The 24,105-nt window shown below is 72.8% G+C and carries 24 protein-coding genes and 1 tRNA gene; 7 read left to right on the top strand and 18 right to left on the bottom strand.

Annotated elements, in window-relative coordinates; translation table 11 throughout:
- Nucleotides 1–50: 50 nt before the first annotated feature.
- The 6 genes from BM237_RS02115 to BM237_RS02140 form a co-directional block, all read right to left on the bottom strand.
- Nucleotides 51–1,820 (bottom strand): DoxX family protein, encoded by a 1,770-nt coding sequence (locus tag BM237_RS02115; RefSeq protein ID WP_093847091.1) that lies wholly within the window; start codon nucleotides 1,818–1,820, stop codon nucleotides 51–53.
- 83 nt (nucleotides 1,821–1,903) lie between these two features.
- Nucleotides 1,904–2,857 (bottom strand): 23S rRNA (guanosine(2251)-2'-O)-methyltransferase RlmB, encoded by a 954-nt coding sequence (gene rlmB, locus BM237_RS02120; RefSeq protein WP_093847401.1) that lies wholly within the window; start codon nucleotides 2,855–2,857, stop codon nucleotides 1,904–1,906.
- A 130-nt stretch (nucleotides 2,858–2,987) separates the two neighbouring features.
- A complete protein-coding gene (gene cysS / locus BM237_RS02125) occupies nucleotides 2,988–4,400 on the bottom strand; it encodes a cysteine--tRNA ligase (RefSeq protein ID WP_093847093.1) in 1,413 nt (470 codons plus the stop codon).
- A gap of 73 nt (nucleotides 4,401–4,473) precedes the next feature.
- A complete protein-coding gene (gene ispF / locus BM237_RS02130) occupies nucleotides 4,474–4,977 on the bottom strand; it encodes a 2-C-methyl-D-erythritol 2,4-cyclodiphosphate synthase (protein WP_093847095.1) in 504 nt (167 codons plus the stop codon).
- The gene (gene ispD / locus BM237_RS02135) at nucleotides 4,967–5,752 is read right to left on the bottom strand and encodes a 2-C-methyl-D-erythritol 4-phosphate cytidylyltransferase (protein WP_093847097.1); all 786 of its coding nucleotides are present in this window, start codon (nucleotides 5,750–5,752) and stop codon (nucleotides 4,967–4,969) included. The genes ispF and ispD overlap by 11 nt, the downstream gene beginning before the upstream one ends.
- 436 nt (nucleotides 5,753–6,188) lie before the next feature.
- Nucleotides 6,189–6,671, bottom strand: a complete 483-nt coding sequence (locus tag BM237_RS02140) for a CarD family transcriptional regulator (protein ID WP_093658831.1) — start codon at nucleotides 6,669–6,671, stop codon at nucleotides 6,189–6,191.
- A 611-nt stretch (nucleotides 6,672–7,282) separates the two neighbouring features.
- Here BM237_RS02140 and BM237_RS02150 point away from each other — a divergent pair.
- The gene (locus BM237_RS02150; protein WP_093847099.1) at nucleotides 7,283–7,975 is read left to right on the top strand and encodes a copper chaperone PCu(A)C domain-containing protein; all 693 of its coding nucleotides are present in this window, start codon (nucleotides 7,283–7,285) and stop codon (nucleotides 7,973–7,975) included.
- A 184-nt stretch (nucleotides 7,976–8,159) separates the two neighbouring features.
- On the opposite strand, the gene phoP is transcribed toward BM237_RS02150, so the two are convergent.
- Complete coding sequence (phoP, locus tag BM237_RS02155) at nucleotides 8,160–8,831, bottom strand: two-component system response regulator PhoP (RefSeq protein ID WP_464067506.1); 672 nt, start codon at nucleotides 8,829–8,831, stop codon at nucleotides 8,160–8,162.
- 5 nt (nucleotides 8,832–8,836) lie between these two features.
- Nucleotides 8,837–10,390 (bottom strand): sensor histidine kinase, encoded by a 1,554-nt coding sequence (locus BM237_RS02160; RefSeq protein WP_245793351.1) that lies wholly within the window; start codon nucleotides 10,388–10,390, stop codon nucleotides 8,837–8,839.
- 227 nt (nucleotides 10,391–10,617) lie between these two features.
- On the opposite strand from BM237_RS02160, the gene phoU reads away from it, so the two are divergent.
- The 3 genes from phoU (at nucleotide 10,618) to BM237_RS02170 (ending at nucleotide 12,758) form a co-directional block, all read left to right on the top strand.
- Nucleotides 10,618–11,328: a phosphate signaling complex protein PhoU gene (gene phoU / locus BM237_RS02165; RefSeq protein ID WP_093847102.1), complete on the top strand. Its 711-nt coding sequence runs from the start codon at nucleotides 10,618–10,620 to the stop codon at nucleotides 11,326–11,328.
- Nucleotides 11,329–11,546: 218 nt separating this feature from the next.
- Nucleotides 11,547–11,693, top strand: a complete 147-nt coding sequence (locus BM237_RS29120; protein WP_165869404.1) for a hypothetical protein — start codon at nucleotides 11,547–11,549, stop codon at nucleotides 11,691–11,693.
- Nucleotides 11,694–11,966: 273 nt separating this feature from the next.
- Nucleotides 11,967–12,758: an OBAP family protein gene (locus tag BM237_RS02170; RefSeq protein ID WP_093847104.1), complete on the top strand. Its 792-nt coding sequence runs from the start codon at nucleotides 11,967–11,969 to the stop codon at nucleotides 12,756–12,758.
- Nucleotides 12,759–12,832: 74 nt separating this feature from the next.
- Here the strand turns inward: BM237_RS02170 and BM237_RS02175 are convergent, their stop codons facing one another.
- From BM237_RS02175 to BM237_RS02185, 3 genes are all read right to left on the bottom strand, one after another.
- Nucleotides 12,833–14,008, bottom strand: a complete 1,176-nt coding sequence (locus BM237_RS02175; protein ID WP_245793352.1) for an extracellular solute-binding protein — start codon at nucleotides 14,006–14,008, stop codon at nucleotides 12,833–12,835.
- Between the two features lie 755 nt (nucleotides 14,009–14,763).
- Complete coding sequence (locus BM237_RS02180) at nucleotides 14,764–15,123, bottom strand: hypothetical protein (protein ID WP_093847108.1); 360 nt, start codon at nucleotides 15,121–15,123, stop codon at nucleotides 14,764–14,766.
- A 447-nt stretch (nucleotides 15,124–15,570) separates the two neighbouring features.
- Nucleotides 15,571–15,978 (bottom strand): hypothetical protein, encoded by a 408-nt coding sequence (locus tag BM237_RS02185; protein WP_093847110.1) that lies wholly within the window; start codon nucleotides 15,976–15,978, stop codon nucleotides 15,571–15,573.
- 249 nt (nucleotides 15,979–16,227) lie between these two features.
- Here BM237_RS02185 and BM237_RS02190 point away from each other — a divergent pair, with 249 nt between their 5' ends.
- Together BM237_RS02190 and BM237_RS02195 are read left to right on the top strand one after the other, a co-directional pair.
- Nucleotides 16,228–16,512, top strand: coding sequence for a hypothetical protein (locus tag BM237_RS02190; protein ID WP_093847112.1), 285 nt, complete (start codon nucleotides 16,228–16,230; stop codon nucleotides 16,510–16,512).
- Nucleotides 16,494–16,907, top strand: coding sequence for a PIN domain-containing protein (locus BM237_RS02195; protein WP_093847114.1), 414 nt, complete (start codon nucleotides 16,494–16,496; stop codon nucleotides 16,905–16,907). The genes BM237_RS02190 and BM237_RS02195 overlap by 19 nt, the downstream gene beginning before the upstream one ends.
- 263 nt (nucleotides 16,908–17,170) lie before the next feature.
- Here BM237_RS02195 and BM237_RS02200 read toward each other — a convergent pair.
- The 3 genes from BM237_RS02200 to BM237_RS02210 all read right to left on the bottom strand — a co-directional run bounded on the left by BM237_RS02200 (nucleotide 17,171) and on the right by BM237_RS02210 (nucleotide 18,708).
- Nucleotides 17,171–17,255, bottom strand: a tRNA-Ser gene (locus tag BM237_RS02200).
- 145 nt (nucleotides 17,256–17,400) lie between these two features.
- Nucleotides 17,401–17,685 carry a hypothetical protein gene (locus tag BM237_RS02205; RefSeq protein WP_093847403.1) on the bottom strand — a complete coding sequence of 95 codons (285 nt, stop codon included), beginning with the start codon at nucleotides 17,683–17,685 and terminating at the stop codon, nucleotides 17,401–17,403.
- A 261-nt stretch (nucleotides 17,686–17,946) separates the two neighbouring features.
- A complete protein-coding gene (locus BM237_RS02210) occupies nucleotides 17,947–18,708 on the bottom strand; it encodes a phosphoglyceromutase (protein ID WP_093847116.1) in 762 nt (253 codons plus the stop codon).
- Nucleotides 18,709–18,919: 211 nt separating this feature from the next.
- On the opposite strand from BM237_RS02210, the gene BM237_RS02215 reads away from it, so the two are divergent.
- Complete coding sequence (locus BM237_RS02215) at nucleotides 18,920–20,245, top strand: MDR family MFS transporter (protein ID WP_093847118.1); 1,326 nt, start codon at nucleotides 18,920–18,922, stop codon at nucleotides 20,243–20,245.
- Between the two features lie 87 nt (nucleotides 20,246–20,332).
- Here BM237_RS02215 and BM237_RS02220 read toward each other — a convergent pair whose 3' ends face one another.
- The 4 genes from BM237_RS02220 to BM237_RS02235 are packed head-to-tail and all read right to left on the bottom strand — an operon-like array spanning nucleotide 20,333 to nucleotide 24,094.
- Nucleotides 20,333–21,277, bottom strand: coding sequence for an alpha/beta hydrolase (locus tag BM237_RS02220; protein ID WP_093847120.1), 945 nt, complete (start codon nucleotides 21,275–21,277; stop codon nucleotides 20,333–20,335).
- Complete coding sequence (locus BM237_RS02225; protein ID WP_093847122.1) at nucleotides 21,274–22,443, bottom strand: branched-chain amino acid ABC transporter permease; 1,170 nt, start codon at nucleotides 22,441–22,443, stop codon at nucleotides 21,274–21,276. Before BM237_RS02225 ends, BM237_RS02220 begins: the two co-directional genes overlap by 4 nt.
- Complete coding sequence (locus BM237_RS02230; protein ID WP_093847125.1) at nucleotides 22,440–23,312, bottom strand: branched-chain amino acid ABC transporter permease; 873 nt, start codon at nucleotides 23,310–23,312, stop codon at nucleotides 22,440–22,442. The genes BM237_RS02225 and BM237_RS02230 overlap by 4 nt, the downstream gene beginning before the upstream one ends.
- Nucleotides 23,312–24,094, bottom strand: a complete 783-nt coding sequence (locus tag BM237_RS02235) for an ABC transporter ATP-binding protein (RefSeq protein WP_093847405.1) — start codon at nucleotides 24,092–24,094, stop codon at nucleotides 23,312–23,314. The genes BM237_RS02230 and BM237_RS02235 overlap by 1 nt, the downstream gene beginning before the upstream one ends.
- Nucleotides 24,095–24,105 lie beyond the last annotated feature (11 nt).

Here is a 24,105-nt window from a genome sequence, read left to right on the forward strand (position 1 = left end):
CACCGGGGCGCGGCCGTGGCCCGCGCGCGGGCCACGGCCAGCGGTCCCGCTCAGCCCAGCAGGCCGCCCAGCGCACCGCCGCCGCCGTCGCCGGAGCCGGCTCCGCCGTCGCCCGCGTCGCCGTCGTCCTCGCCGCCGCCCGTGCCTCCCGCGGCCCCGGTGTCCCCCGCGCCCGGGCCGCCGGGGCCGGTCGGGGTGCCCGGCTCGGGCGCGGGCGGGGCGGCGGGCTGCCGCGGCGCCTCCACCGTCTGCCCCTGGCTCGGCGTGCCCGGCCGCTCCCCGGTGACGGTGCTGCCCGTGCTCGGGGTGGCGTCCCCGGTGCCGGAGGTGGACGGGCTCGGCGACGAGCCGTCCCCGGCCTCCGGCACCCCGGCTCCCGTGCCGGAGGTGGACGGGCTCGGGCCGCCGGTGGACCGCTGCGGCAGCGGCGAGCCCGGCTGGTTGTTCGTCAGCGGCTCGCCCGGCCTCGGCACGGTGGCCAGTTGCGCCGAGCGCACCGCGCTGCCCAGCACCGAGCCGACCAGCAGCGTCAGGCCGAGCACCACCGCGGCGACGGTCGTGCCGCGCCGCAGTACGCGCCGGCGCAGCTCCCACACCTCCACGCGCGGGCCCAGCCGCCGCCAGGCCTCCCCCGCCAGCCGCGCGTCCAGCGAGTAGTACGGAGCTCCCGCGATGACCAGCGGGCTCCAGGCGGCCAGGTAGATGAAGTCCGGGGCGTCGTACACCGGGACCGTGCGCCAGCTCACCGTCAGGATCAGGGCCGCCGACAGCAGCGCGCCCAGGCCGGCCGCGGCCCGCTGCCACAGTCCCATGAAGGTCAGCACACCGATGACGATCTGGAGGAAGGCCACGGTGAGCCCGGCGCCGACGGGGTGGGCGACCGCGAAGTCGCGCAGCGGGGCGGCGACGGCCCACGGCTGGAGCGAGCCCAGCCAGGCCACCAGGGAACCTCGCTCGTCGCCGTCGAAGTAGACCGGGTCGCAGAGTTTGCCCATCCCGGCGTAGACGGAGACGAAGCCGAGGAGCATCCGCAGGGGCAGCAGCACGACGCCGAGGTTGATGCGGCGGTCGGGGTAGAAGCCGTGCCGGGCGCGGCGGGCCCCCTCGCCCGGGCTCTCCTCTTCGTAGCCGTCGTAGCCGTCCTCGTACCTGTCGTCGTACCTGTCGTCGTACCTGTCGCCGTGGCCGTCGCCGTGGCCGTCGCCGTACCCGCCGTCCCGGTCGTGGGCGGCGGGCTCGTACGGCTCGTACGGCTCGAAGGGGCGGATCGGAGCGCCCGGCGCGCCGTACGCGCCCCCGGCCGGACGCGCACCCGCCGACAGGGGGCGCTCGGGCGGCTGGGGTGCGCGGGGGGCGATGATCGTGGGGCCGCGGTCGCCGAGGGTGTCGTCGAGGGCGGGGATCACCGTGGTGCGCGGGCCGCCGTCCGGGCCCGGCGCGGGACGCGGCACCACTCTCGGCAGCACCTGCGTGGCGGCGTTGCCCGTCTCCTCCCCACCGGTCCCGTCCATCGCGGCGCTCGCGCGGCGTACCGCCTGGAGCAGCCGGGTGGCCCGTACGTCGCCGGGCTCCGTCCGGCCGCTCCACACCACGGGCGCGCGCCGCCCGGCCGCCGGGCGGCGGACCGGGACGGCGCCGCGCACCGCCGGCGGCACGTCGGCTCCGGTCAGCACGCGGCCGCGGTGTGGCGGCGAGGCGAGCCGCACCCGGAAGCTGGCGTGGTTGACGACGACCTCGGCCGGGTCGCTGGGCACCTTGACCGTGCTCAGCACCGGCTCGTCGTCGAAGAAACCGCGGGGTGTTCTGGTGTCCACACTCATCTAACCGAGTGACGGACGCATAGGACACTGCCTTGACGGCCCCGATCTGTCGGGGGTCCGTCAAGGCCCGGACGGACGCGAGGTCACGCGCCCCGGCGGCGGGCGGCCTCGTAGAGGGCGACGCCCGCGGCGACACCGGCGTTGAGGGACTCGGCGCCGCCCGGCATCGGGATGCGCACCCGCATGTCGCAGGTCTCGCCGACCAGCCGGGACAGGCCCTTGCCCTCGCTGCCGACCACGATCACCAGCGGGCCGTCCAGCGCTGCCACGTCCTGGATCTCGGCCTCGCCGTCGGCGGCCAGGCCGACCACGAACAGGCCCTCCTTCTGGTACGCCTCCAGGGCGCGGGTGAGGTTGGTGGCCCGTGCGACCGGGGTGCGGGCGGCGGTGCCGGCCGACGTCTTCCAGGCGCCCGCGGTCATGCCGGCCGCGCGGCGCTCGGGGACGACCACGCCGTGGCCGCCGAAGGCGGCGACGGAGCGGACCACCGCGCCCAGGTTGCGCGGGTCGGTGACGCCGTCGAGCGCGACGATCAGCGGGTCCTCGCCGTCGTCGTACGCGGCCGCGGACAGGTCCTCGGGGTGGGCGTACTCGTAGGGCGGGACCTGGAGGACCAGGCCCTGGTGGTTGAGGCCGTTGGTCATCCGGTCCAGCTCGGGGCGCGGGGCCTCCATCAGGTGGATGCCGCCGCGGTCGGCGGCGAGCTTGAGGGCCTCGCGCACGCGCTCGTCGTTGTCGATGAACTGCTGCACGTACAGCGTGCTCGCGGGCACGCCCTCGCGCAGCGCCTCGGCCACCGGGTTGCGGCCGACGACCAGTTCGGAGGTGCCCTTGCCGCCGCGCCGGGCCGCGGGACGGCGGGCGGACTGGCGGGCCTTGGCGCTCGCGATGCGGTTCTTGACGTGGCCCTTGCGCATCTCGGCGGGTGGCGTGGGGCCCTTGCCCTCAAGGCCGCGGCGCCGCTTGCCGCCACTGCCGACCTGCGCGCCCTTCTTGTTGGACGTGCGGCGGTTGGGGCGCTGGCTGTTCCCGGCCATCGGGATCACTCATCTCTTCTTGCTGCTCGGTGGAGTTCGGCGGAACTTACGCGGAACTCGGTGGAACGGGTGGTCGGGTGGGTTCGGTGCGGCGGGGCGGGGCGCGCGCCCGGAGCGCGGCCGCGCGGGCTCAGCGGGCGTCGCGCGAGCCCAGTTCCCAGCGCGGTCCGGACGGGGTGTCCTCGATGACCAGGCCGGAACGCTGGAGCTGGTCGCGGATGGCGTCGGCGGTCGCGTAGTCCTTGCGGGCGCGCGCCGCCTGGCGCTGCTCCAGCACCAGCCCGACCAGGGCGTCCACGACTTCGGTCAGTTCCTCGCCGCGCCCGGCGGAGTCGCCCCCGGCCCAGTGCGCGTCGAGCGGGTCGAGGCCGAGCACACCCAGCATCGCCCGTACGTCGGCCAGCGCGCCGGCCACCGCGTCCTTGTCGTTCTCCGCCAGGGCCGCGTTGCCCTGGCGGACGGTGGTGTGGACGACGGCGAGCGCCTGCGGGACGCCGAAGTCGTCGTCCATGGCCGCCGCGAACTCCTCGGGCACCTCGGCGGCCGGCTCCACGGACCCGGCCCGCTCCACGGCCCGCTGGACGAAGCCCTCGATCCGGCCGAAGGCGGCCTCGGCCTCGCGCAGGGCGTCCTCGCTGTACTCGATCATCGAGCGGTAGTGCGGGGTGCCCAGGTAGTAGCGGAGCACGATGGGCCGCCACTGCCGGACCATCTCGGAGACCAGCACCGAGTTGCCCAGCGACTTGCTCATCTTCTCGCCGCTCATCGTCACCCAGGCGTTGTGCAGCCAGTAGGCGGCGAAGTCGTCGCCGTACGCCCTGGACTGGGCGATCTCGTTCTCGTGGTGGGGGAAGACGAGGTCGACGCCGCCGCCGTGGACGTCGAAGGCGCGGCCCAGGTACTTGTGGGCCATCGCCGAGCACTCCAGGTGCCAGCCGGGGCGGCCGGGGCCCCAGGGCGTCTCCCAGCTCGGCTCGCCGGGCCTGGCGGCCTTCCACATCGCGAAGTCGCGGGGGTCGCGCTTGCCGGTCTCGCCCTCGCCCGAGGGCTGGCGCAGGTCGTCCAGGTCCTGGTTGGACAGGGAGAGGTAGCCGGGGAAGGAGCGCACGTCGAAGTAGACGTTGCCGTCGGCGGCGTAGGCGTGGCCGCGGTCGATGAGCTCGCGCATCATCTCGACCATCTCGGGGATGTGGCCGGTGGCGCGCGGCTCGTAGGTGGGCGGCAGGCAGCCCAGCGCGGTGTAGGCGTCGTCGAAGGCGCGCTCGTTGGCGTAGCCGATCGCCCACCAGGGGCGGCCCTGCTCCGCGGACTTGGTGATGATCTTGTCGTCGATGTCCGTGACGTTGCGGACGAACGTCACGTCGTAGCCGCGGTGGGTGAACCAGCGGCGCATGATGTCGAAGTTCAGCCCCGACCGGATGTGACCGATGTGCGGGGCCGCCTGCACGGTCGCGCCGCACAGGTAGATCGAGACGCGGCCCGGTGCGAGCGGGGTGAAGTCACGGATCTGCCGGGTGCTGGTGTCGTACAGGCGAAGAGTCACGGGTCAAGGGTAGTCGGAAACGCAAGAGGGGCGGTGCGGATCGGGCACGAACCGGTTGCGGACCGGACTCGGGTCAGGCGCGGCGCACGACCAGCGCCGTGGCGACGGCCGCCAGTCCCTCGGCGCGGCCGGTCAGCCCCAGGCCGTCGGTGGTGGTGCCGGACACGGACACGGGCGCGCCGGCCGCCTCCGAGAGCGCCTTCTGCGCCTCCGCGCGGCGTTTGCCGATCTTGGGCCGTACGCCGATCACCTGGATCGCCACATTGCCGATCTCGAAGCCCCGGGCCCGGACGATCCGGGCGGCCTCCGCGAGCAGCGCGGTGCCCGCGGCGCCGGACCACTCGGGGCGGCCGGTGCCGAAGTGGGCCCCCAGGTCGCCGAGTCCGGCCGCCGAGAAGAGGGCGTCGCAGGCTGCGTGCGCGGCGACGTCGCCGTCGGAGTGCCCGGCCAGGCCGTGCGTCTCCCCCTCCCACAGCAGGCCGGCGCACCACAGTTCGCGGCCCTCCTCGAAGGCGTGCACGTCCGTGCCGATGCCGACCAGCGGCAGGGCGGGGGAAAGGGCGGGCTCAGAAGCCATCGGTGACCCTCCTGCGGGCGAGTACGGCCTCGGCGAGCACGAGGTCCAGGGGGCGGGTGACCTTGAAGGCCTCCTCGTGGCCGGGCACCAGCACCACGGGCACGCCCAGCCGCTCGACCAGCCCGGCGTCGTCGGTGGCGCCCTCGCCTTCGCGCGGGGCGTCCGCGTGCGCCTTGGCGAGGATGGTCCGGTCGAAGCCCTGGGGGGTCTGCACGGCGCGCAGCAGGGACCGCTCGGGGGTGGCCGTGACCGGCTCGGGCTCCCCGGCGGGGGCGCCGGGCGCGATCTGCTTGACGGTGTCGGCGACGGGCAGCGCGGGGACGACCGCCGGCGCCCCGGCCCGTACGGCGGCGACCACGGCCTCCACCGTCTCCACCGGGACCAGCGGGCGGGCGGCGTCGTGGACGAGGACGGTGTCGATGTCGCCGGGCAGCGCCGCCAGCCCGCGGGCGACCGACTCCTGCCGGGTGCCGCCGCCGGTGACGACGATCACCTCGGTGTCGCCGGCGGACTGGGGCAGGGGGTGTTCGTCCAGGAGGGTGCGGACGGCCGCGGCGCCGTCGGGCGGCGCCACGACGACCACGAGCGAGACCGTACGGGCGCGGGCGACCGCACGGACGGCGTGGACGAGCATCGGGGTGCCGCCGAGCGGGCGCAGCGCCTTGGGGGCGCCGCGGCCGAGCCGCACGCCGCGGCCCGCGGCGGGGATGACCACCGCGGTGCGGGGGGACGGCGTGCCGTCGGTCGCTTCTGCGTACCTGGTTTCATCTGGCATTGGTCGCCCGTTCAGGTTTGTTTCCTCGGCGGAGGTGGGTATGGCACTGAGCGTGCCGGGTGCGAAGCCCCGACCGGACCCTTCCGTGACGACCGGTCGAGCAGCCGCCCGGGCCCGGCACTTCCAGCACCGGGCAGTCCGGCGTCGAGTACCGCGGGCGGCCCGTACAGACCGCGCACAACCGCGTCCGGGCAGCCCCGCGCGCCGGAGGATCCCGACGGATCCCCGTGTGCGTTCCTCCCGACATGCCGCGGTGCCCGGTGACGGCTCGCACCGTCACCCGGGCACCGCGGCGATCTCCGCGTCTCACGTCCGCCGACCGGTCACCGGCCGGCGCCGCGCCGTGCGTCGTTGTCGTATCCCGCCGACGGATGGCGGCGGGCGGCGGGTGTCCGCCGCAGGGGCCGCCGGCTCGCCCGGGCCGGCGCCGTCCGGATCAGGACGCCAGGACCTCGTCCAGCAGCGTCTCGGCCTTGTCCTCGTTGGTGTTCTCCGCGAGAGCCAGCTCGCTCACCAGGATCTGGCGCGCCTTGGCGAGCATCCGCTTCTCACCGGCGGAGAGTCCGCGCTCGCGCTCCCGGCGCCACAGGTCGCGCACGACCTCGGCGACCTTGATGACATCGCCGGAGGCGAGCTTCTCCAGATTCGCCTTGTACCGGCGGGACCAGTTGGTCGGCTCCTCGGCGTAGGGCGCGCGGAGCACCTCGAAGACCCGGTCGAGGCCGTCCTGGCCGACCACGTCACGCACGCCGACGAGCTCCGCGTTTTCCGCCGGGACGCGCACCTCCAGGTCGCCCTGGGCGACCTTCAGAACCAAGTAGGTCTTGTCCACGCCTTTGATCTGGCGAGTTTCGATAGCCTCGATCAGCGCGGCCCCGTGATGGGGATAGACCACGGTGTCGCCAACCTTGAACGTCATGTGACAGGTACCCCTTCCGTGGCTATCCAGGGTAACACGGGCACGCCCTCTTCTGAATGGCGTTTTCGCAGGTCAGGGCATATCTCGGGGCTTGACAACAACACCCGGATCGTGCTGCGCGACCCCACCGAGGACGGAAATCCGCAGGTCGGAGGGGGTCCGAACAGGGCGGGAATCGCACATGGAAGCGCCTCCCGGAGCTTGACCGAAACACCTGTACGTCCGTTTTGTCGGTATCGTTGATCCGGCCGAACGGCCGGAAGTGAATTGATCAGCGCACGGGCGAACGGCTCCGGGGATGTTTTCCGGCGAACTTCCCCGCCTCCTTCACCGGCACTTCCCCGGAATGCTCGTAATCGTTCGCACGGACGTGCAGTCGATATTCCGCGGAAGGCGCCCCGCCGGCCTCCGCCCGTCTCCCCGGCCCCGCACGCAAACCCCGCGCGCCTCCCCCGCGTCTCACACCGCACCCCGCCCGCGATCCCCCACGCGCGGACCGGGGCGCGGCACTCGGAGGTCTGTGGGGCGGGTCGGGTGCGGGGGCGTTTCACGGGGTCGGTACTCTGAGCCCGCCGACAGACCCATCCATCCCGCTAGGAGTTGCCGCCGCCGTGAGCAGCAGCCTTCGACGCGGCGCCCTCGCCGCCAGCTCTCTCGCGCTCTCGATCGCGTCCCTGACCGCCTGCGGGGCCGGGCCGAACGCACAGAGCCTGAACATCAACCCCGACAACGCCTCGGCCCAGGTCGACGAGATCAAGGTCCAGAACGTCAACGTCGTCACCTCCGAGGAGGGCTCCGGCCCCGCCTCCGTCTCGGCGCGCATCTTCAACGGCGGCACCGAGGACGAGACGCTGGAGTCCGTCATGGTGGACGGGCAGCGCGTGGAGCTGAGCCCGGCCGAAGGCGAGCAGGAGCTGACCGTCCCCGCGGGCGGCTCCCTGGCGCTCGGCGGCGAGGGCAACGCGTCCGCGATCATCGACGACCCCGGGCAGGCCGGCATCGAGACCGGGAACGCCCAGCCGCTGGTCTTCGAGCTCAGCTCGACCGGCCGGGTGGAGCTGCGCGCCACCGTCGTCCCGGCCGAGGGCACCTGGAAGGACTTCGGCCCCAGCACCGCCCCGGCGCCGACGGAGTCCGGCCTGCCCGACCCGGGCGCCTCCCCCACCGAGACCGAGGGCCCCGCCGAGGAGGACGACTCCGACCCCCAGGACCCGGGCGCCAACGACAGCGGTGACGACGACACCCAGGGCGAGGTCGGGAACTCCCAGGAGAACGGCGGCACCGAGGACACCGGGGGGCAGTGACCCCCGTCCGGCCCCCGTCCCCGGCCGGCGCGCGAACGCCGGCCGGGGGCACGGACGCGGGTGGGGGCCGCCCCTGATCGGGGAGCGGCCCCCACCCGCGTCCTACCGTGCCGGACGCCGCCGCACCGGATCCCGGGCGCGGCGGCGTCCGGCACGACCCCGTCATGGGCCGGTCACGGACCCGTCACGGCTCGAACTTGTAGCCCAGCCCCCGCACCGTCACCAGATAGCGGGGTGCGCTCGGGTCCGGTTCGATCTTGGCACGCAGCCGCTTGACGTGCACGTCCAGCGTCTTGGTGTCGCCCACGTAGTCGGCGCCCCAGACCCGGTCGATGAGCTGCATACGGGTCAGCACGCGCCCGGCGTTGCGCAGCAGCATCTCCAGCAGGTCGAACTCCTTCAGCGGCAGATCGATCTTGGCGCCGGAGACCGTCACCACGTGCCGGTCCACGTCCATCCGCACCGGACCGGCCTCCAGCGCCTGCGGGGCGGCCTCCTCCGGCTCGCCGCGGCGCCGCAGCACGGCCCGGATGCGGGCCACCAGCTCGCGGGAGGAGAAGGGCTTGGTCACGTAGTCGTCGGCCCCTATCTCCAGGCCGACGACCTTGTCGATCTCGCTGTCCTTGGCGGTCACCATGATGACCGGCACGTTCGAGCGGCCGCGCAGCTGGCGGCACACCTCGGTGCCGGGCAGCCCCGGCAGCATCAGGTCGAGAAGCACCAGATCGGCGCCGTTGCGCTCGAACTCCTCCAGCCCGTCCGGGCCGGTGGCCGCGATGGCCACCTCGAAGCCTTCCTTGCGCAGCATGTACGACAGTGCGTCGCTGAACGATTCCTCGTCCTCGACGACGAGCACTCGGGTCACGGGAGGACCTCCGGGGCGGGATCAGGGTGGTGATCGGTGGGGTCGTGGGGGGTTCTGCGGGCCCCGCGGGAAAGGCCGCGGGGCGTGGTGGGGGTCCGGTGAGAGGCCCCGTACGGGGGTACGGGGCCGTCGCCCGCGCCGTACGGGACGCCGTACGCGGGGTCGTCTGGGGTACTGGGGGTGACTGGGGTGCCGGGAGTGCCGGGAGCGATCAGGCCGTCGGAGCCGGCCGGGTCCGGGCCGGCTCCGCGTACGCCACCGTCGTCCCCCATATCCTCCCCGGCGTCGTCTCCGTCGTCGCCGTCGCCGTCGCTGTCGTCGTCGCCGAAGTCCGCCGGCTCGCGCAGCGCGCCGGCGGCCCGTTCTCTCCCCAGCCTCCGGGCCTCGGCGCGCTCACGCGCGCTGGCCGCCTCCGGCAGGCGCAGGGTGAAGGTGGAGCCCTGGCCCTCCGCGCTCCACACCGTGACCTCCCCGCCGTGCGAGGCGGCCACGTGCTTGACGATGGCCAGGCCCAGGCCGGTGCCGCCGGTGGCCCGGGAGCGGGCCGGGTCGACGCGGTAGAACCGCTCGAAGATCCGGTCCTTGTCCTTGTCCGAAATACCGATGCCCTGGTCGGTCACCGCGATCTCGATCATGTCCCCGCCGGGGGCGGCGACCCGGCGTCCGGCGATGCCCACCCGGGTGCGGGCCGGGGAGTAGTTCACGGCGTTCTCCACCAGATTGCCCAGGGCCGCCGCGAGCTGGCCGCGGTTGCCCCACACGTGCAGGTCGGCGGTGCCGCCGGTGGCCATGGTGATCTGCTTGACGCCCGCCGCCTGGCGGCAGCGGTCGATGGCCTCGGCCACCAGCTCGTCCACCCGGACCGGTTCGGAGTCCTCCAGCGGGTTGTCGTTCTGCACCCGGGAGAGGTCGATCAGCTCCTGGACGAGGTTGGTCAGACGGGTCGCCTCGGTCTGCATGCGCCCGGCGAAGCGCTCCACCGCCTCCGGGTCGTCGGAGGCGTCCATCACGGCCTCCGACAGCAGCGACAGCGCGCCGACCGGGGTCTTCAGCTCATGGCTGACGTTCGCCACGAAGTCGCGCCGCACCGCCTCGATGCGGCGGGCCTCGGTCAGGTCCTCGACCAGCAGCAGCACCAGCCGGGAGCCCAGGGGCGCCACCCGCGCGGAAACCGCCAGGGCCTCGCCGCGGCCCGTGCCCCGGCGCGGCAGGTCCAGCTCGACCTGGCGGATCTCACCGTCGCGGCGGGTGTCGCGGGCCATCTTGAGCATCGGCTCCACCGTGAGCCTCCCGCCGCGCACCAGCCCGAGGGCGTACGCGGCCGAGCTGGCCTTGACGACGGCGTCGGCCTCGTCGAGCACCACCGCGGAGGAGCGCAGCACGGACAGCACGGTGTCCACTCCGGGCGGCAGCACGGCCTCGGTGTGCAGCGAGCTGCGCGTGGGACGGGCCTGCTCGCGCTCGCTCCAGCGGAACGCGAGCATCGCGAACACACCGGTGCACACCCCGGCGATCGCTGCCGCTGCGGCGACCGCCGCGTTCACGTCCATGTGTCCAGGTTATGCGGGCTCCGGAACACCACCCCAGCCGTTCGGGCACCTGCTCGAACAGACGTCTCCGAGAGTTCACGCCGGTGTCGGCACCGGTTCACTTGGTCGGGCGGAACCGGACGTGTTTCGGACAGAACGTGGGAGCGTAGGGGGAGAACCGGGGCCCGCGCGCTCTTCGCGGAAGGCCCGCGGCCCTACGGTCACGTCATGCGAGGGGAAGGAAAGTCATGCGGGACGCGTACCACGAGGAGCTGGACTCGATCGGCGACAGCCTGGTCGAGATGGCCCGGCTCGTCGGCTCCGCGATCGGCCGCGCCACCACGGCGATGCTGGACGCGGACCTCAATCTCGCCGAGAGCGTGATCGCGGCGGACGAGAAGGTGGACGCCCTCCAGCGGGATCTGGAGACCAAGGCCATAAACCTGCTCGCCCGGCAGCAGCCGGTCGCCACCGACCTGCGGATCGTCGTCACCTCGCTGCGGATGAGCGCCGACCTGGAGCGCTCCGGCGACCTGGCCCAGCATGTCGCCAAGGTGGCCCGGCTGCGCTACCCCGAGTCGGCGGTCCCCCGCGACCTGCACGCGACCATCCTGGAGATGGGCCAGCTCGCGCAGCGCCTGATGGCGAAGACGGGCGAGATCCTGATCACCAAGGACGTCGACCTGGCACTCCAGCTGGAGCAGGACGACGACGCCATCGACCTCCTCCACCGCACTCTCTTCCAGCACCTGATGGACGACCGCTGGAAGCACGGCATCGAGACGGCCGTGGACGTCACCCTGCTGGGCCGCTACTACGAGCGCTTCGCCGACCACGCGGTCTCCGTCGCGCGCCGCGTCGTCTACCTGGTCACCGGTGACTACGCGGACGAGGTCGACCCGGCCACCGCCGCGGCCGCCGCGGCCGGCTCGGAGGAGGCTCCGGCCGAGGAGGCGTGACCGCGGAGGGAGGGGCTCCGGCACGGAGCACGGGTGCGGGGCGCGGGCGCGGGGGCCGGGCGCGCGAGGGGCGCGGAGCGCCGCCCGGGCCGGTGCGCCCCCGGCCCGTGAGCACGCGGTACGTGCCTCCGCGCGCCGTTGACGCGCTCGGCGGTGCGGGCCGTCAATGGGTGGCGAGACGAGCCGGTGACCGCCGGCGCGACGCGGAGGAGGCACTCATGGCGGACTTCCCGACTCCACCCACCACGGCCGAGCACTCCGACGAGAGGCCCTCACTGCCCGTGCTGGGGGCCTGCGGCTGCGGATCGGGGTGCTCGTGCGGCTGCCAGTCCGGCGGCTCCTGCCAGTGCGGCGGGAACTGCTGATCCCTCGGAGCGACTGCCGGTGCGTACACCCGCACCGGAGCGGGGCCCGGCCGGACCACCGGCCGGGCCCCGCCGCGTACCTCCGCCGTCGCAGTGCGTGCCTCCGCCGTCGTGAGGAGCCCCCGGACCGCGCCGGCGGGTGAGGGAGGCGGGCAGCGGGGTAGTCGCCACGGAGTCCCGGCGGCCCGGCGGGACTCCGGGCCGCGCGAGCCGCGCGAGCCGGCCCCGGCCGGCTCCCCCGGCCGCGACGCCGACACCACGGAGGCACCTCAGATGGCCCCCAACCCGAGGATCAAGGACCGCATGACCGGCACCGCCCCGGCCGGGCAGGACAAGGGCGCCTGGCTCGCCGCGCTGGAGCAGGGCGCGAACCTGCTCCAGTCCGCGACACCGCTGAAGGGCTTCGACGTCTACGTCGTCGGCTTCCACTGCGCCAAGGGCGAACCGGACTTCCAGATGGAGGCCCACCACTACTGCCGCGTGGTCAACGAGGACCTGCTGCAGTGCGTGCTGTTCGACGGCAACACCGCGGACGCGAACCTGATCGGCATCGAGTACATCGTCTCCGAGCGGCTGTTCGAGACCCTGCCCGAGGAGGAGAGGGCCTACTGGCACCCGCACAACTTCGAGGTGTTCTCCGGACAGCTCGCCGCCCCCGGGCTCCCCCGGTCCGCGGAGACGGCGCTCATGAAGCAGCTGGTCAACTCCTACGGCAAGACCTGGCACACCTGGCACACCAGCGGCCACGGCCACGGCCACGGATCCGGAGACGGCCACGGATCCGGAGACGGCCACGGCTCCGGCATGGACCTCCCCTACGGCGACCCCAAGCTCATGTGGTCCTTCAACCGCGAGGGCGAGTGCGCCGAGGACCTCAAGCAGGACCGCGACCGGGCCATGGGGCTGGACACCGAGGCCAACCGGGCCGACCGCCAGTCCTTCCTCGACCTGGCCCGTCCGCAGTGGGGCGTCGACGCGATGAAGGACGACTTCCCCGGCGCCACCCCCGTCCCCGGCGTCAGGGACGTCCGCGCGGCGTCCGACGGCGGAGCCGCCCCGTCCTGACCCGGTGCCCGGGCCGGAGTCCGGCCGCCCGCCCCCGCCGTGCGGCGCGGCACGGCACGGCGCGGCACGGCCCGTCACAGATCCCTGGCCGCCTCCTCCTCTTCCTCCGCCGTGCGCTGGAGGGTGCTGAGCACGGCGGCCGGGTCGCCGTCGGCCAGTACCGACTGGCCGACGTAGAGGCCGATCTCCCGGCTGACCTTCGCCCAGGAGACCTTGTTGGAGGGGAAGAACTCCGCGGCTCCGAGCTGGTCCAGGTAGGGCCGCATCCGCTTGTGCCGCTTGTCGCCGCGCATCCGCTCCGAGGCGGACACCGTGACCGGCAGCGTGTGGTAACGGTCGGCGAAGGCGAACTGGTTCTCCACGTCGTAGACGTGGTCGAGGAAGGCGGCGACCGCCTCCCGATTGCCCTCCCGGCGGAAGGCCAGCATCCAGCCCGCCGACCCGGTGGTGGTGTCCGACAGCCCGTCGCGGCCGGGCAGCGGGGCCGTCCCGTAGTCGGTCTTCTTCCGGTCGGCCTGCCGCATCAGCGACAGGTCCCCGTTGAGCATGCCGACGTGCCCGCCCGTGAACAGGTTGAACAGCCCCTGGCGGTTGGTGACGGCGGGATTGGACGTGGTCAGGCCCTGGTCGACGAGCTCGTCGCGGAGCCACCCCATGGCCTCGACGTTGGCCGGGGCGTTGATGGCGTACATGCCGCCGTCGCCGGTGTAGCCGCCGCCGTTGCCCAGCATCCAGGTCATGGCCTCGGTGGGCGCCTCCTCACTGCCGAGCGGCAGTCCGTAGGGCACGTCCACACCGACCGCCTTGAGCGCGACGGCGGCCTGCTTCAGCTCCTCCCAGGTCCGCGGCGGCTTCTCCGGGTCCAGGCCGGCCTCGGCGAAGAGGGCCCGGTTGTAGAAGAGGAGCTGGATGTCGGCGGTGAACGGCATCGCGTACCGCACGCGGCGCAGCTCGCCGGCCGTGCTGAGCGCGGAGACGAAGTCGGCCTGGACGGGGATGGACAGCACGTCGTCGGCCCGGTAGAGCCGCCCGGCCGCCGCGTGGCCGGCGAAGGAGTCGATCTGCGCCAGGTCCGGGGCCCGGTCGTTCCCGACCATCTCCGTGACCTTCTGCTCGGCCTTCCCCGGGGCGTGGACGGACACCTTCACCTTGATGCCGGGGTTCCGCTCCTCGAACGAGGCGACCACCTCGTCCCAGTACTCCTGGGTCGGGTTGTTTCCCTCCAGGTCCCCGTGATCCGACGCGACCATCGTCAGGGTGACGTCACCGGTGCGGGACGCCCCGCCTCCGCTGCCACACCCGGTCGCCGTCAATGCGACAGATCCGGCCACCCCCGAAGCCAAGCCCAGGAACCGTCTTCTTCGCATCTGTGCCACCCCTTACTTAACCGGTACTGCTCCCGCGCTGGCGTTCACCGAGAACCACACCGGGAACCGATTCGGAAGCCGGAGCGCGGCACCCCCCTGGAAGCCACCACAGGGTGGCTGAAAAGTAACGGTCAGTCCGCACCGCGACCACCCCGTTGAGCGGACCGATACGCAAACGAGTCCGAGTTCCCGGATCCGCCGCCCGGAGAGCGGCGGGACGGCGGTCCGCCGAGGTGCTCCGACCGGCCCCGCCTCCGGGCCCCGCCACGGCCTCGACTCCGGAGCGCGGACAAAAGGGCGAAAAAACCACCCTCCACCCCTTCCGCTTCCCCACAGGGGAGTTACCGTGGAATTGGGCCTACGGGACGAGCGAGGGAGTTCGACCGGAGTAGCCGACTTGGGCGGAAAGCTTCGGCTTCCGCTGAGGCCGACGTCGACGGTCGGGCTGAGAGGCCGGAAGGTGGCGACACCGGAAGGCGACCTCCACAACCTGATCCGGACAATGCCGGCGCAGGGAGCCCGCCCCGTAGGTTCACCCACGTCACGGACTGCTCGATGCCGCGCGGTGGAGCCGACCACCGCGCGGCATCGGTGCGTTGCGCGGCCACGGCCCTCACGGAGGCCCGCAGGCCCGGTGTTCAGGCTCGGGATTGCCTGGTGGCCAGTCGGTAAACGAGGTAGGTCAGTGCGAGGATGGTGTCCACGGCCGCCCAGAGGAAGATGATCACCCCGACACCGATCGCGGTGCCCACACCAGCAGCGTCTTCGCACGATTCCAACTCTTCACCGGTGAGACCGGCGCACTCGGCGGTGTCGCCGCTCGCGACACCGGTGATGATCCAGACCAGGAACAAGATCTGAACCGCCAGAAAGAACCAGAGGAAGAATCGACGCCGCTTCCGTGCAACGGGTGGCGGGGCATCCTGCCGGGGCGGCATCCCGGAGTCCTGCGGGCCCTGGGCCTGCGAGGGGGGTTTGGTGTGTCGGAACCTGCTCACGGGCTTCTCCCTCCACGAACCGGCACCTCCGTCCTCTCCCCGGAATGGACAGTCCGCCCGTGCGGGAAACTGCGGGGCCCGGCCGGCGAGGCTCGCCGGCCGGGCCCCGCAGTTTCCCGGGCTACTTCTTGCCCTGGTTCTTCACGGCCGGTTCCGCGGCCTGCGGCTACACGACCGGCAGGCGCTCTGACCTGCGGCTGAGCCGTCACCGATTGTCGTCATTGGTCACCCCTGGCCACCCTTCCACGGCCCAGCGACGGCCCAGGAAGCCAGACGACACATGTCGCGAGTCGCCTCGGGCGAGCATCACTGACGCGCCCCCTTCACCCCGAACTGTCGGCAACACGGTCGCTGAGGTCTCCTTGGCCGGTCGACCAGCCGTCTGGAGCCGCTGATGGCCGGCCGCGGTCACGCTGATTGCGGTGCTTCGCCGTTGCCCTGCTGTCGTCACCAGTCACGCCACGCGTCGGTGATCTCGGCGCGCCCCATGCCGTTCCTCGCCGCCAGGGCCGCCACGTCGATGCCGTGTTCGCTCAGAGTCTGGTCGATGTACTCACACAGCTGCTCACGCTCGTCCGTGTCGTACCCGGCACCGCCGTGCTGCTCGTCCTCGTTGACCGCGTTGAGGCGCTGGACGACTCGCTTGATCGTGCCGAAGACCTGTTCGTCGGACGGCGCTGCCAGTGCGTGCACATCCTTCTCGAAGACGTGGAGAGCATCCTCCGTGGCGCGCAGCAAGGACTCCGGGTAGAGCTGGGCCATGCAAGCACACTCCGGGTCCAACGTCCCGGCCGCCAGCTCACAAGCCTCCTCGGCCATGCCGGCACGCCAGTGCTCGGGTGGTCTGATCGCCATACGCGGACCGTACGCTCCGGGACTGACAGGCCCGGGCGCACGCTTTCCAAATGTTCGCCCCGGGGGTTGGTGGCGGTCGTATGCGTCCTGACCTGCGGTGAAGCGTTCGGATCGGCTTCGTCTGGACGGCCCCGGACGGGGGCGAATGAGACCAGGACTGAGACCACGAGGTGACGGGCGGGCGGCTCACGTCGTTCGGTGGGTGCTGCACTCGAGTCGATTTCCTACTTGTTTGATAATGTCGGTCCCATGGGCGAGATTCCTTACAGCGTCGGCGAGGGGCCGGCCACCAGGGTCAGCCTCTCCCTTCCCGAGGGAACGGCTGAGGCGATCCGCCGACGGGTCGGCAAGCGTGAGTTCTCCGCGTTCATCACCGAAGCGGTGGAGCGCGAGCTGCGCGGTCAGATCCTGGACGAGTACCTGGCCGACTACGAACGTCGTCAGGGGCCGATCTCCGAGCACGAGCAGGAGCGGGCACGCCGGGTCTTCGACGAGGTGTTCGCCGAGGAGGGGCAGTGGCCCGCCGCAAGCTGAGCCACGAAGGCACCCTCGTTCTCGACTGTGAGGGTCTGTCGAAGTTCGTCAGTGATCACGAGCCGGTCGTCGCCCTCATCGCCGAGGCCCGCAAGCGGGGCATGGAGGTGGTCATCAGCGCACTCACCATCATCGAGGCGGTGCATCGCCGGACCGACAGGGCGCGACTCGCGTGGGTCCTGTCCGGCGTGCGGATCGTGCCCGTCGGTGACGAGGAGGCCAAGGCCGCCTCGGCCATGCTGATCAACGCCGGGCTGCACGGTCACAAATACGCCATCGACGCTGCGGTGGCCGAGACGGCGCTGCGTCAGCGCCGCCCGGTCGTCATGCTCACCTCGGACATCGACGACATGACGAAGCTCTGCGGCGACAGGGTGCGCCTCGTCGCCGTGTAGCCGATGCCTGCAAGATCTGCTTGTCCCGCTCCGTCTCGCCCGTACCTGCCGACTGCAGGCGTCAGGCTTGGGGGCATGGCAGGACCACGCCGAGGGTAAGTGCCCCAGTCGGTGGCTGTGAGCAGGTGGTCCCGTGGTTGCTCGGTAGTCCGTGATCAGGGAGCCGTCCACCGCCGCGCGTCGCTTCGCACCGACTGCGACCACGCGACGGCGAAGGTCCCGGCCGCTGGGCGGTCGGGACCTTCGTTTCGGCTGGTCGGCCGTGGCGGAGGATACGAGATTCGAACTCGTGAGGGGTTGTCCCCAACACGCTTTCCAAGCCTGTGGGTGCTGCTGCACGATCCGTCCGAGGCCGTTCACCTGCGTCTACGCCCATCCGTCGGCGCCTCCCGGACGCCACTGCCGCACCGAACTGAACGGACGCGGACACCAGCGAATGAGACGGAAATCGAGACGGCCGCCGCTGCGCTGACCTGGGGCGGAGGTCTATGGGCTACAGACCGCGAAGAGCCTCGTAGAAGCTGCCGTAGGCGCTCCAGTAGTCGACACTGCCGTCCTCGTTCAGACTGCCCATGTACCAGTCCTCATCGTCGACCGGTTTCACCAGGCAGAGTTCATGAAGCCCCAAGATGATCTGGGGGCAGAGCCGTTCATCCTTCCCCGGCCGACCCAGCCACGTCACCGCGCGGTCGGTGCTGAGCACCTCGGCCTCCCGATCGCCAGAGACGTCGCGGATCTGCTCCAGAGTCCACCCTGCCGGTAGCTGCTCGCCTGCCATCACATGATGATGACAGGCGCCGAGTTGCGGTCCTCCCCTCAGACCGCGGTCGGGGTAGTTATGAGTGCGGCGATGACGGAGGCATCCATGGTGCTGGATTCTGCCGTATTCCTCATCCCGTCGAGAGAACCATGCTCGGAAGCCTCTTGGGCGGGCTCTTCGGCCACAGAACTCGGAGCCTGAGGTTCCAGAGAGGTTCCAGCGCATGAAAATGCCTCCCATCCGCGCCGTTTGCACAGGTGGGAGGCATGATCACCAAACCTACTTCTTCTTGCCCTGGTTCTTGACGGCCTCGATGGCGGCCTTGGCCGCGTCCGGGTCGAGGTAGGTGCCGCCCGGGTTGACCGGGTGGAAGTCGTCGTCCAGGTCGTAGCTCAGCGGGATGCCGGTGGGGATGTTCAGGCCCGCGATGTCGGCGTCGGAGACGTTGTCGAGGTGCTTGACCAGCGCGCGGAGGCTGTTGCCGTGCGCGGCGATCAGGACGGTGCGGCCGGTGATCAGGTCCGGGACGATCGAGTCGTACCAGTACGGCATCATCCGGATGACCACATCCTTGAGGCACTCGGTGCGCGGACGCAGCTCGCTGGGGATCATCGCGTAGCGCGGGTCGTCGCTCTGCGACCACTCGGCGCCGTCCTCCAGGACCGGCGGCGGGGTGTCGTAGGAGCGGCGCCACTGCATGAACTGCTCTTCGCCGAACTCGTCGCGGATCTGCGCCTTGTTCTTGCCCTGGAGCGCGCCGTAGTGGCGCTCGTTGAGGCGCCAGGAGCGGCGGACGGGGATCCAGAGGCGGTCGGCGGTCTCCAGGGCGAGCTGTGCGGTGCGGATGGCGCGCTTCTGGAGGGAGGTGTGCACGACGTCGGGGAGCAGGCCGGCGTCCTTGAGCAGCTCACCGCCGCGGGCCGCCTCCTTCTCGCCCTTCTCGGTCAGGTTGACGTCCACCCAGCCGGTGAACAGGTTCTTCGCGTTCCACTCGCTCTCGCCGTGGCGGAGGAGGATCAGCTTGTACGGTGCGTCGGCCATGGGCCCGAGCCTAATCGACGTCCGGTGGGCGGGCCGGGGGCGGCCGACTGGCGAGACACGGGCCCGGGCGGGCGTACGGGGGCGGGCGGGGCCTGCGGGGGCGGCCGGTTGACGGTCCGCGTCAATTCGGTGGAGGGGCGGGAGAGGACGTCCGTAGCGTGCGTGCTCCAGGGGCGGCCGTCACCGGCCGACGGGTTGTGGGAGGCGTACCGTGGTGCGAAGTCTGTCGGGGCTGCCCCGAGCGTTCTGGTGGTTGTGGACCAGCACGCTGGTCAACCGGCTCGGCGGCTTCGTCGCCACCTTCCTGGCGATGTACCTGACCGTCGAGCGCGGCCACTCGGCGACCTACGCCGGTCTCGTCGCCGCGCTGCACGGGCTGGGCGGGGTGGCATCCTCCGTCGGGGCCGGGGTGCTGACCGACCGGCTGGGGCGGCGTCCCACGCTGCTGGCCTCGCAGCTCGGTACGGCGTTCTCGGTGGCGCTGCTGGGTTTCATGGAACATCCGGTGGCCATCGCGGCGGCCGCCTTCGCCGTCGGTACCACGAGCAGCGCGTCGCGACCGGCGGTGCAGGCGATGATCGCCGACATCGTGGCGCCCGAGGACCGGATGCGGGCGTTCTCGCTCAACTACTGGGCCATCAACCTCGGTTTCGCCGTCTCGGCCTCCGCCGCCGGACTGATCGCCGAGCACGGCTACCTCCTGCTGTTCCTCGGCGAGGCGGCGCTGACGCTGGTGTGCGCGGTGCTCGTCTTCGCCAAGCTTCCGGAGTCCCGGCCTGATGCGGGGACGGACGCGGGCACGGGGACGGGAGCGGTGGCCGGACGCGCCGGGAAGGGTGGGAGAGGCCGGAAGGGGACGGCCGGGGTGTCCCTGGGGGACGTGCTGCGGGACGGGCCGTTCATGGCCGTGGTGGGGCTGAGCTTCCTGGTGTCGGCACTGTTCATGCAGGCGTACGTGGCGCTGCCGCTGGACATGGCCGCCAAGGGGCTGGGCAGCTCCGACTACGGGCTGGCCATCGCGGCGAACGGCGTGCTGATCGTCGTCCTCCAGATCCCCGTCACCCGCCTCATCGAGCGCCGGGACCCGGCCCGGCTGCTGGTGGTCTCCTCGCTGCTGGTCGGGATCGGGATGGGGCTGACGGCGTTCGCGGGGTCGACGGGGGCGTACGCGCTGGTCATCTGTGTGTGGACACTCGGCGAGATCGTCAACGCGCCCGTCCAGACGGGGCTGGTGGCGCGGCTGTCCCCGGTGCACGGGCGGGGGCGGTACCAGGGGGTGTACACGCTCTCCTGGTCGCTGGCCGCGCTGGTCGCGCCGCTGGCGGCCGGATCCGTGGTCGACCGCTGGGGGGCGGGGACGCTGTGGGCGGCCTCGGCGGTGGTGGGCGCGGTCGCTGCGGCGGGCTATGTGCTGCTGGTGCGGGCCGCGGCCCGGCAGGGCGGCGAGGCTGCGGAGGAGAAGGAGAAGGAGGGGGAGGGCTCCGGGACGGGGGCGGCGGGTGACACGGTGGACGGGGTCGGTTCGGCCGCGGGCTGATGAAGAGGAGGGTCCGCCCGGGCAGCCTGTGGCGACACGCCGCCGTCCGCGAACGGACGGCGGCGTGTTGAACGATCCCGAGGCGGGTCAGGCGGTTCGCAGGGCGTCCAGCGCCGTGCGGACGGCCGCCGTGGCGCCGGGGGCGAGGATGACGGAGTAGTGGTTGGCGCCGGGCACGCACCGCACGGTCACGCCGCTGCCGTGCCCGGGGCCGAGGCCGGCCGCGGCGAGGCGGGCCTCGTCGTACAGCCCCCGTGGCTCGTCCAGCATGCCGCGTTCGGCCCACAGCAGGGTCGTGGGGACCCCGGCCGAGGCGGCGGTCCGCACCGCCGCGAGGGTCTCCGGGTCGGCCAGGACGTCCGCCCCGTCGGCGCGTACCGCCTCCAGCGCGCAGCTGCTGCGCAGCTCCGGCTCCCGCCCCACCAGATCGCGGTCGATGTAGGTCTGGACGTCGTCGTTCCAGTGCGGGCCCAGGGCGGGGTGCTCGCGGAAGAAGGCGCGGTACGCCTCCCGGTCGGGGAAGGTCATCGACAGCCGCCGCATCGCCGGGCCGATCACGGCCTCCAGCAGCTCGTCGATGTCCGTCCCCTCGGGGGCGGGGAAGCCCACGCCCCCGTCCACCAGCACCACGCCCGCGATCCGGTCCGGGTGGCGGGCCGCCGTCAGCGCGGCGACGAAGGCGCCCATGGAGTGGCCGACCAGTACCGCGCGTTCCAGGCCCAGGTGGTCCAGGAGGGCGAGGACGTCCTCGGTGTGGGCGGCGAGCCCGTACGGCCCCGGGAGCGCGGCGCTGCGTGCCCGGCCGCGCAGGTCGGGGGCGTACAGCGGGGTGTCCTCGCCCAGGGCGGCGGCCAGGGCCGCGAAGGAGCGGCCGTTGGCGGTGATGCCGTGCAGGGCGATCACCGGCTGCCCGGTGCCGGGCCACCGCGAGACGGCCAGTTCCCCTCCGCGCACCGGGACGGTCGTCTCCTCCACGGTCCGTCCGGTCCGTCCGGTCCGTCCGATGCGTCCGGTCGTCGTCGGGTCCGTCATCGGGCCTCCTCTCCCCTCCGCCAGGTCAGCGAGCGCCGTATCGAGGCGATGCCGCCCGGCGCCGCGTACACGGCGATCACGAACAGCGTGCCGAGGACGACCATCGGCTCCGACAGCGGCGCGCGCAGGATACCCGGCAGTCCGTGCACCAGGTCCGAGCTCGCCAGCACCGCGAGCCGCTGGTCGAGGAAGGTGAACAGCACGCCGCCGATCAGCGGGCCCCAGCGGGTGCCGCTGCCGCCCAGGACGACCATCACCAGCAGGGTGAGGGTGAACTCCGGGGTGCTGGAGCGCGGGGTGGCGCCCGCCGTGACCAGCAGGTGCATCGCGCCGCCCAGCACGCCGAGGGCGGAGGCCAGGACGAAGACGCCGAGCTTGTGGCGGAACGGGTCGTAGCCGAGGACGGAGACCCGCTGCTCGTTGTCGCGGATGCCCTGCCAGACCCGGCCGACCGGCCGGGACACGGCCGTCCACACCACGGCGGCCGTCAGGGCGAGATAGGCCAGGGCCAGCCAGTAGACGTTGGCGGTGTTCTGCACGCCGACCAGCGCGTCGGGCACCGCGCCGGTGTGCAGCGGCAGGCCCTCCTCACCGCCGGTGAGGCCGCCCGGGTTGCGCTGCACCCAGATCGAGCCGGCCTGGGCGAAGGCGAGGGTGACCATGGCGAAGCCGATGCCGCCCAGGGCCAGCCCGCGCAGCGAGACGGCGCCCAGGAGGACGGCGGCGGCCGTGCCGCCGGCCAGGGCCAGTCCGATGGCGGGGAGGAGTCCCAGACCCAGTTCGGTCATGGCGAGCTGGGTGCCGTACGCGCCGCCGGCGACGTAGAGGGCGTGGCCGAAGGAGAGCAGGCCGGTGCGGCCGAACATCAGGTCGTAGCCGAGGGCGAGTCCGCCGAACACCAGGCACAGAGCCAGCAGTTGGAGTGATCCGGGCGAGTTGACCGGGCCGTCGAGCAGTACCGGGATCTCCAGGGCGGAGTACGGCAGCAGGGCCAGGGCGGCCAGTACGGCGACCGGTGCGGCCGGCCCCCGCCACCGGCGGGCGGACCGGGCCGCGGGGCCGGCGGGCCCCGCGGGTCCGGCGGGTCCGGTGGTGGTCGCGGGCCGCTCGCCGGAGGAGGGCGGTGCGGCGGACCGGGCGGCCGAGGAGGCCGGGGAGGCTGTCATGCGACTCCTCCTGCGAGTCGGGGAGCGGGGCGGGCCAGGACGACGGCCGCGAGCAGTACGACGACGGCGAAGTCGCCGTAGCCGTCGACGTAGTAGTTGGCGTACTGCTGCACCAGGCCGACGGCGAGCGCGGAGAGCGCCACGCCGGGGATGGAGCCCATGCCGCCGATGACCACCACGACGAAGGCGAACACCAGCAGCGAGGTGCCCTGGTGGGGGGAGAGCGAGCCGAAGTAGAGCCCGCCGAGGACGCCCGCCAGCCCGGCGAGGGCGCCGCCGATGGCGAAGACGAGGGTGAAGGCGCGGGTGACGTCGATGCCCAGGGCGGTGACCATCGCCCGGTCCTCCACACCCGCCCGCACGATCAGTCCGTAGCGGGTGCGGGACAGGAAGAGGTTGACGGCCGCAAGTACCAGGAGGGCCGCCGCGATCAGCACGAAGCGGCTGACCGGCACCTGCGCGCCCAGCACCCCGACCGTGCCCGACAGCGCGTCGGGGACGGGGAAGGGGCGGGAGTCCGCGCCCCAGACGGCCTGGACGAGCGCGGGGACGGCCAGCGAGAGGCCGACGGTGACCAGGATCTGCTCGCGGGGACGCCCGTAGAGGCGGCGGATGAGGACGAGTTCGACGACGATCGCCAGCAGCGCGCCGGTGGCGGTGCCGACCAGCGCGGCCAGCGCCAGCCCGCCCGTGCCGCCGACGGTCTCGGCGGTGCGCCAGGCCGCGTACGCCGAGACGGTGAGGAAGGCTCCGTGGGCGAAGTTGAGGACGTCCATCAGGCCGAAGATCAGGGCGAGGCCGGAGGCGATGAGGAAGTACAGGGCGCCCAGGCCCAGTCCGGTGAGGGTGAGCAGGACCAGCGTGCTCATCAGGTGGTCTCCTTGGTCGCGTGCTCGCGCTGTTCCCGCTCCCCGGGCCGCTCCCCGGCCTGCTGCCCGGACCGCTCCGGCCGCTCGTGGCGGCCGACGCCGAGCAGGCTCGTGGTGCGCTCGCGGTCGGCGAGGAGGGCGGCCGCGTCGCCGGTGTGGACGGTGCGGCCCGCGTCCAGCACCACGGCGTCGCGCGCCAGGCGGCGTACGACGGCCAGGTTCTGTTCGACGAGCAGCACGGGGACGCGTTCGGCGGCGCGCTGGAGCACCTCGGCGACCTCGGTGACGACGCGGGGCGCGAGGCCCTTGGTCGGCTCGTCGACGATGACCAGGCGGTTGTCGTTGAGCAGGGCGCGGGCGAGGGCGACCATCTGCTGCTGGCCGCCGGAGAGGGTGCCCGCCCGCTGCGCGCGCCGGGCCTTCAGCTCGGGGAAGAGGTCGTGGACCAGGTCGTAGTGGTGGGGGCCGCCGGCGCGTTCGGCGAGGGTGAGGTTCTCGGCGACGGTGAGGGAGCCGAACACCCCGCGGTCCTCGGGCACGTAGCCGACGCCGCGCCGCACCACGGTGTGGGTGCGGTGGCCGGTGACGTCCTCGCCGTCCAGGCGGACGGTTCCGCCGGTGACCTCGCCCTCCTCGGGCAGCAGGCCCAGCACGGCGCGGACGGTGGTGGTCTTGCCGACGCCGTTGCGGCCCAGCAGGGCGGTGGTGCCGGTGGGCGCGACGTCGAAGCCGACGCCCTGGAGGATGCTGGACTGGCCGATGCGCACCCGCAGGTCGCGCACGGACAGGATGG

Source organism: Streptomyces mangrovi (assembly GCF_900114215.1).
Lineage (GTDB): Bacteria > Actinomycetota > Actinomycetes > Streptomycetales > Streptomycetaceae > Streptomyces > Streptomyces barkulensis.

Bases quoted from the DNA above. Each gene is read 5' to 3' on its own strand.
- BM237_RS02140 (WP_093658831.1), bottom strand. From the start codon at position 6,671: ATGACGTTCAAGGTTGGCGACACCGTGGTCTATCCCCATCACGGGGCC.
- BM237_RS02190 (WP_093847112.1), top strand. From the start codon at position 16,228: ATGGGCGAGATTCCTTACAGCGTCGGCGAGGGGCCGGCCACCAGGGTC.
- BM237_RS02210 (WP_093847116.1), bottom strand. From the start codon at position 18,708: ATGGCCGACGCACCGTACAAGCTGATCCTCCTCCGCCACGGCGAGAGC.
- BM237_RS02115 (WP_093847091.1), bottom strand. From the start codon at position 1,820: ATGAGTGTGGACACCAGAACACCCCGCGGTTTCTTCGACGACGAGCCG.
- BM237_RS02220 (WP_093847120.1), bottom strand. From the start codon at position 21,277: ATGACGGACCCGACGACGACCGGACGCATCGGACGGACCGGACGGACC.
- BM237_RS02170 (WP_093847104.1), top strand. From the start codon at position 11,967: ATGGCCCCCAACCCGAGGATCAAGGACCGCATGACCGGCACCGCCCCG.
- BM237_RS02205 (WP_093847403.1), bottom strand. From the start codon at position 17,685: ATGGCAGGCGAGCAGCTACCGGCAGGGTGGACTCTGGAGCAGATCCGC.
- phoU (WP_093847102.1), top strand. From the start codon at position 10,618: ATGCGGGACGCGTACCACGAGGAGCTGGACTCGATCGGCGACAGCCTG.
- BM237_RS02185 (WP_093847110.1), bottom strand. From the start codon at position 15,978: ATGGCGATCAGACCACCCGAGCACTGGCGTGCCGGCATGGCCGAGGAG.
- BM237_RS02160 (WP_245793351.1), bottom strand. From the start codon at position 10,390: ATGGACGTGAACGCGGCGGTCGCCGCAGCGGCAGCGATCGCCGGGGTG.
- BM237_RS02175 (WP_245793352.1), bottom strand. From the start codon at position 14,008: ATGGTCGCGTCGGATCACGGGGACCTGGAGGGAAACAACCCGACCCAG.
- ispD (WP_093847097.1), bottom strand. From the start codon at position 5,752: ATGCCAGATGAAACCAGGTACGCAGAAGCGACCGACGGCACGCCGTCC.
- BM237_RS02225 (WP_093847122.1), bottom strand. From the start codon at position 22,443: ATGACAGCCTCCCCGGCCTCCTCGGCCGCCCGGTCCGCCGCACCGCCC.
- BM237_RS02230 (WP_093847125.1), bottom strand. From the start codon at position 23,312: ATGAGCACGCTGGTCCTGCTCACCCTCACCGGACTGGGCCTGGGCGCC.
- BM237_RS29120 (WP_165869404.1), top strand. From the start codon at position 11,547: ATGGCGGACTTCCCGACTCCACCCACCACGGCCGAGCACTCCGACGAG.
- rlmB (WP_093847401.1), bottom strand. From the start codon at position 2,857: ATGGCCGGGAACAGCCAGCGCCCCAACCGCCGCACGTCCAACAAGAAG.
- ispF (WP_093847095.1), bottom strand. From the start codon at position 4,977: ATGGCTTCTGAGCCCGCCCTTTCCCCCGCCCTGCCGCTGGTCGGCATC.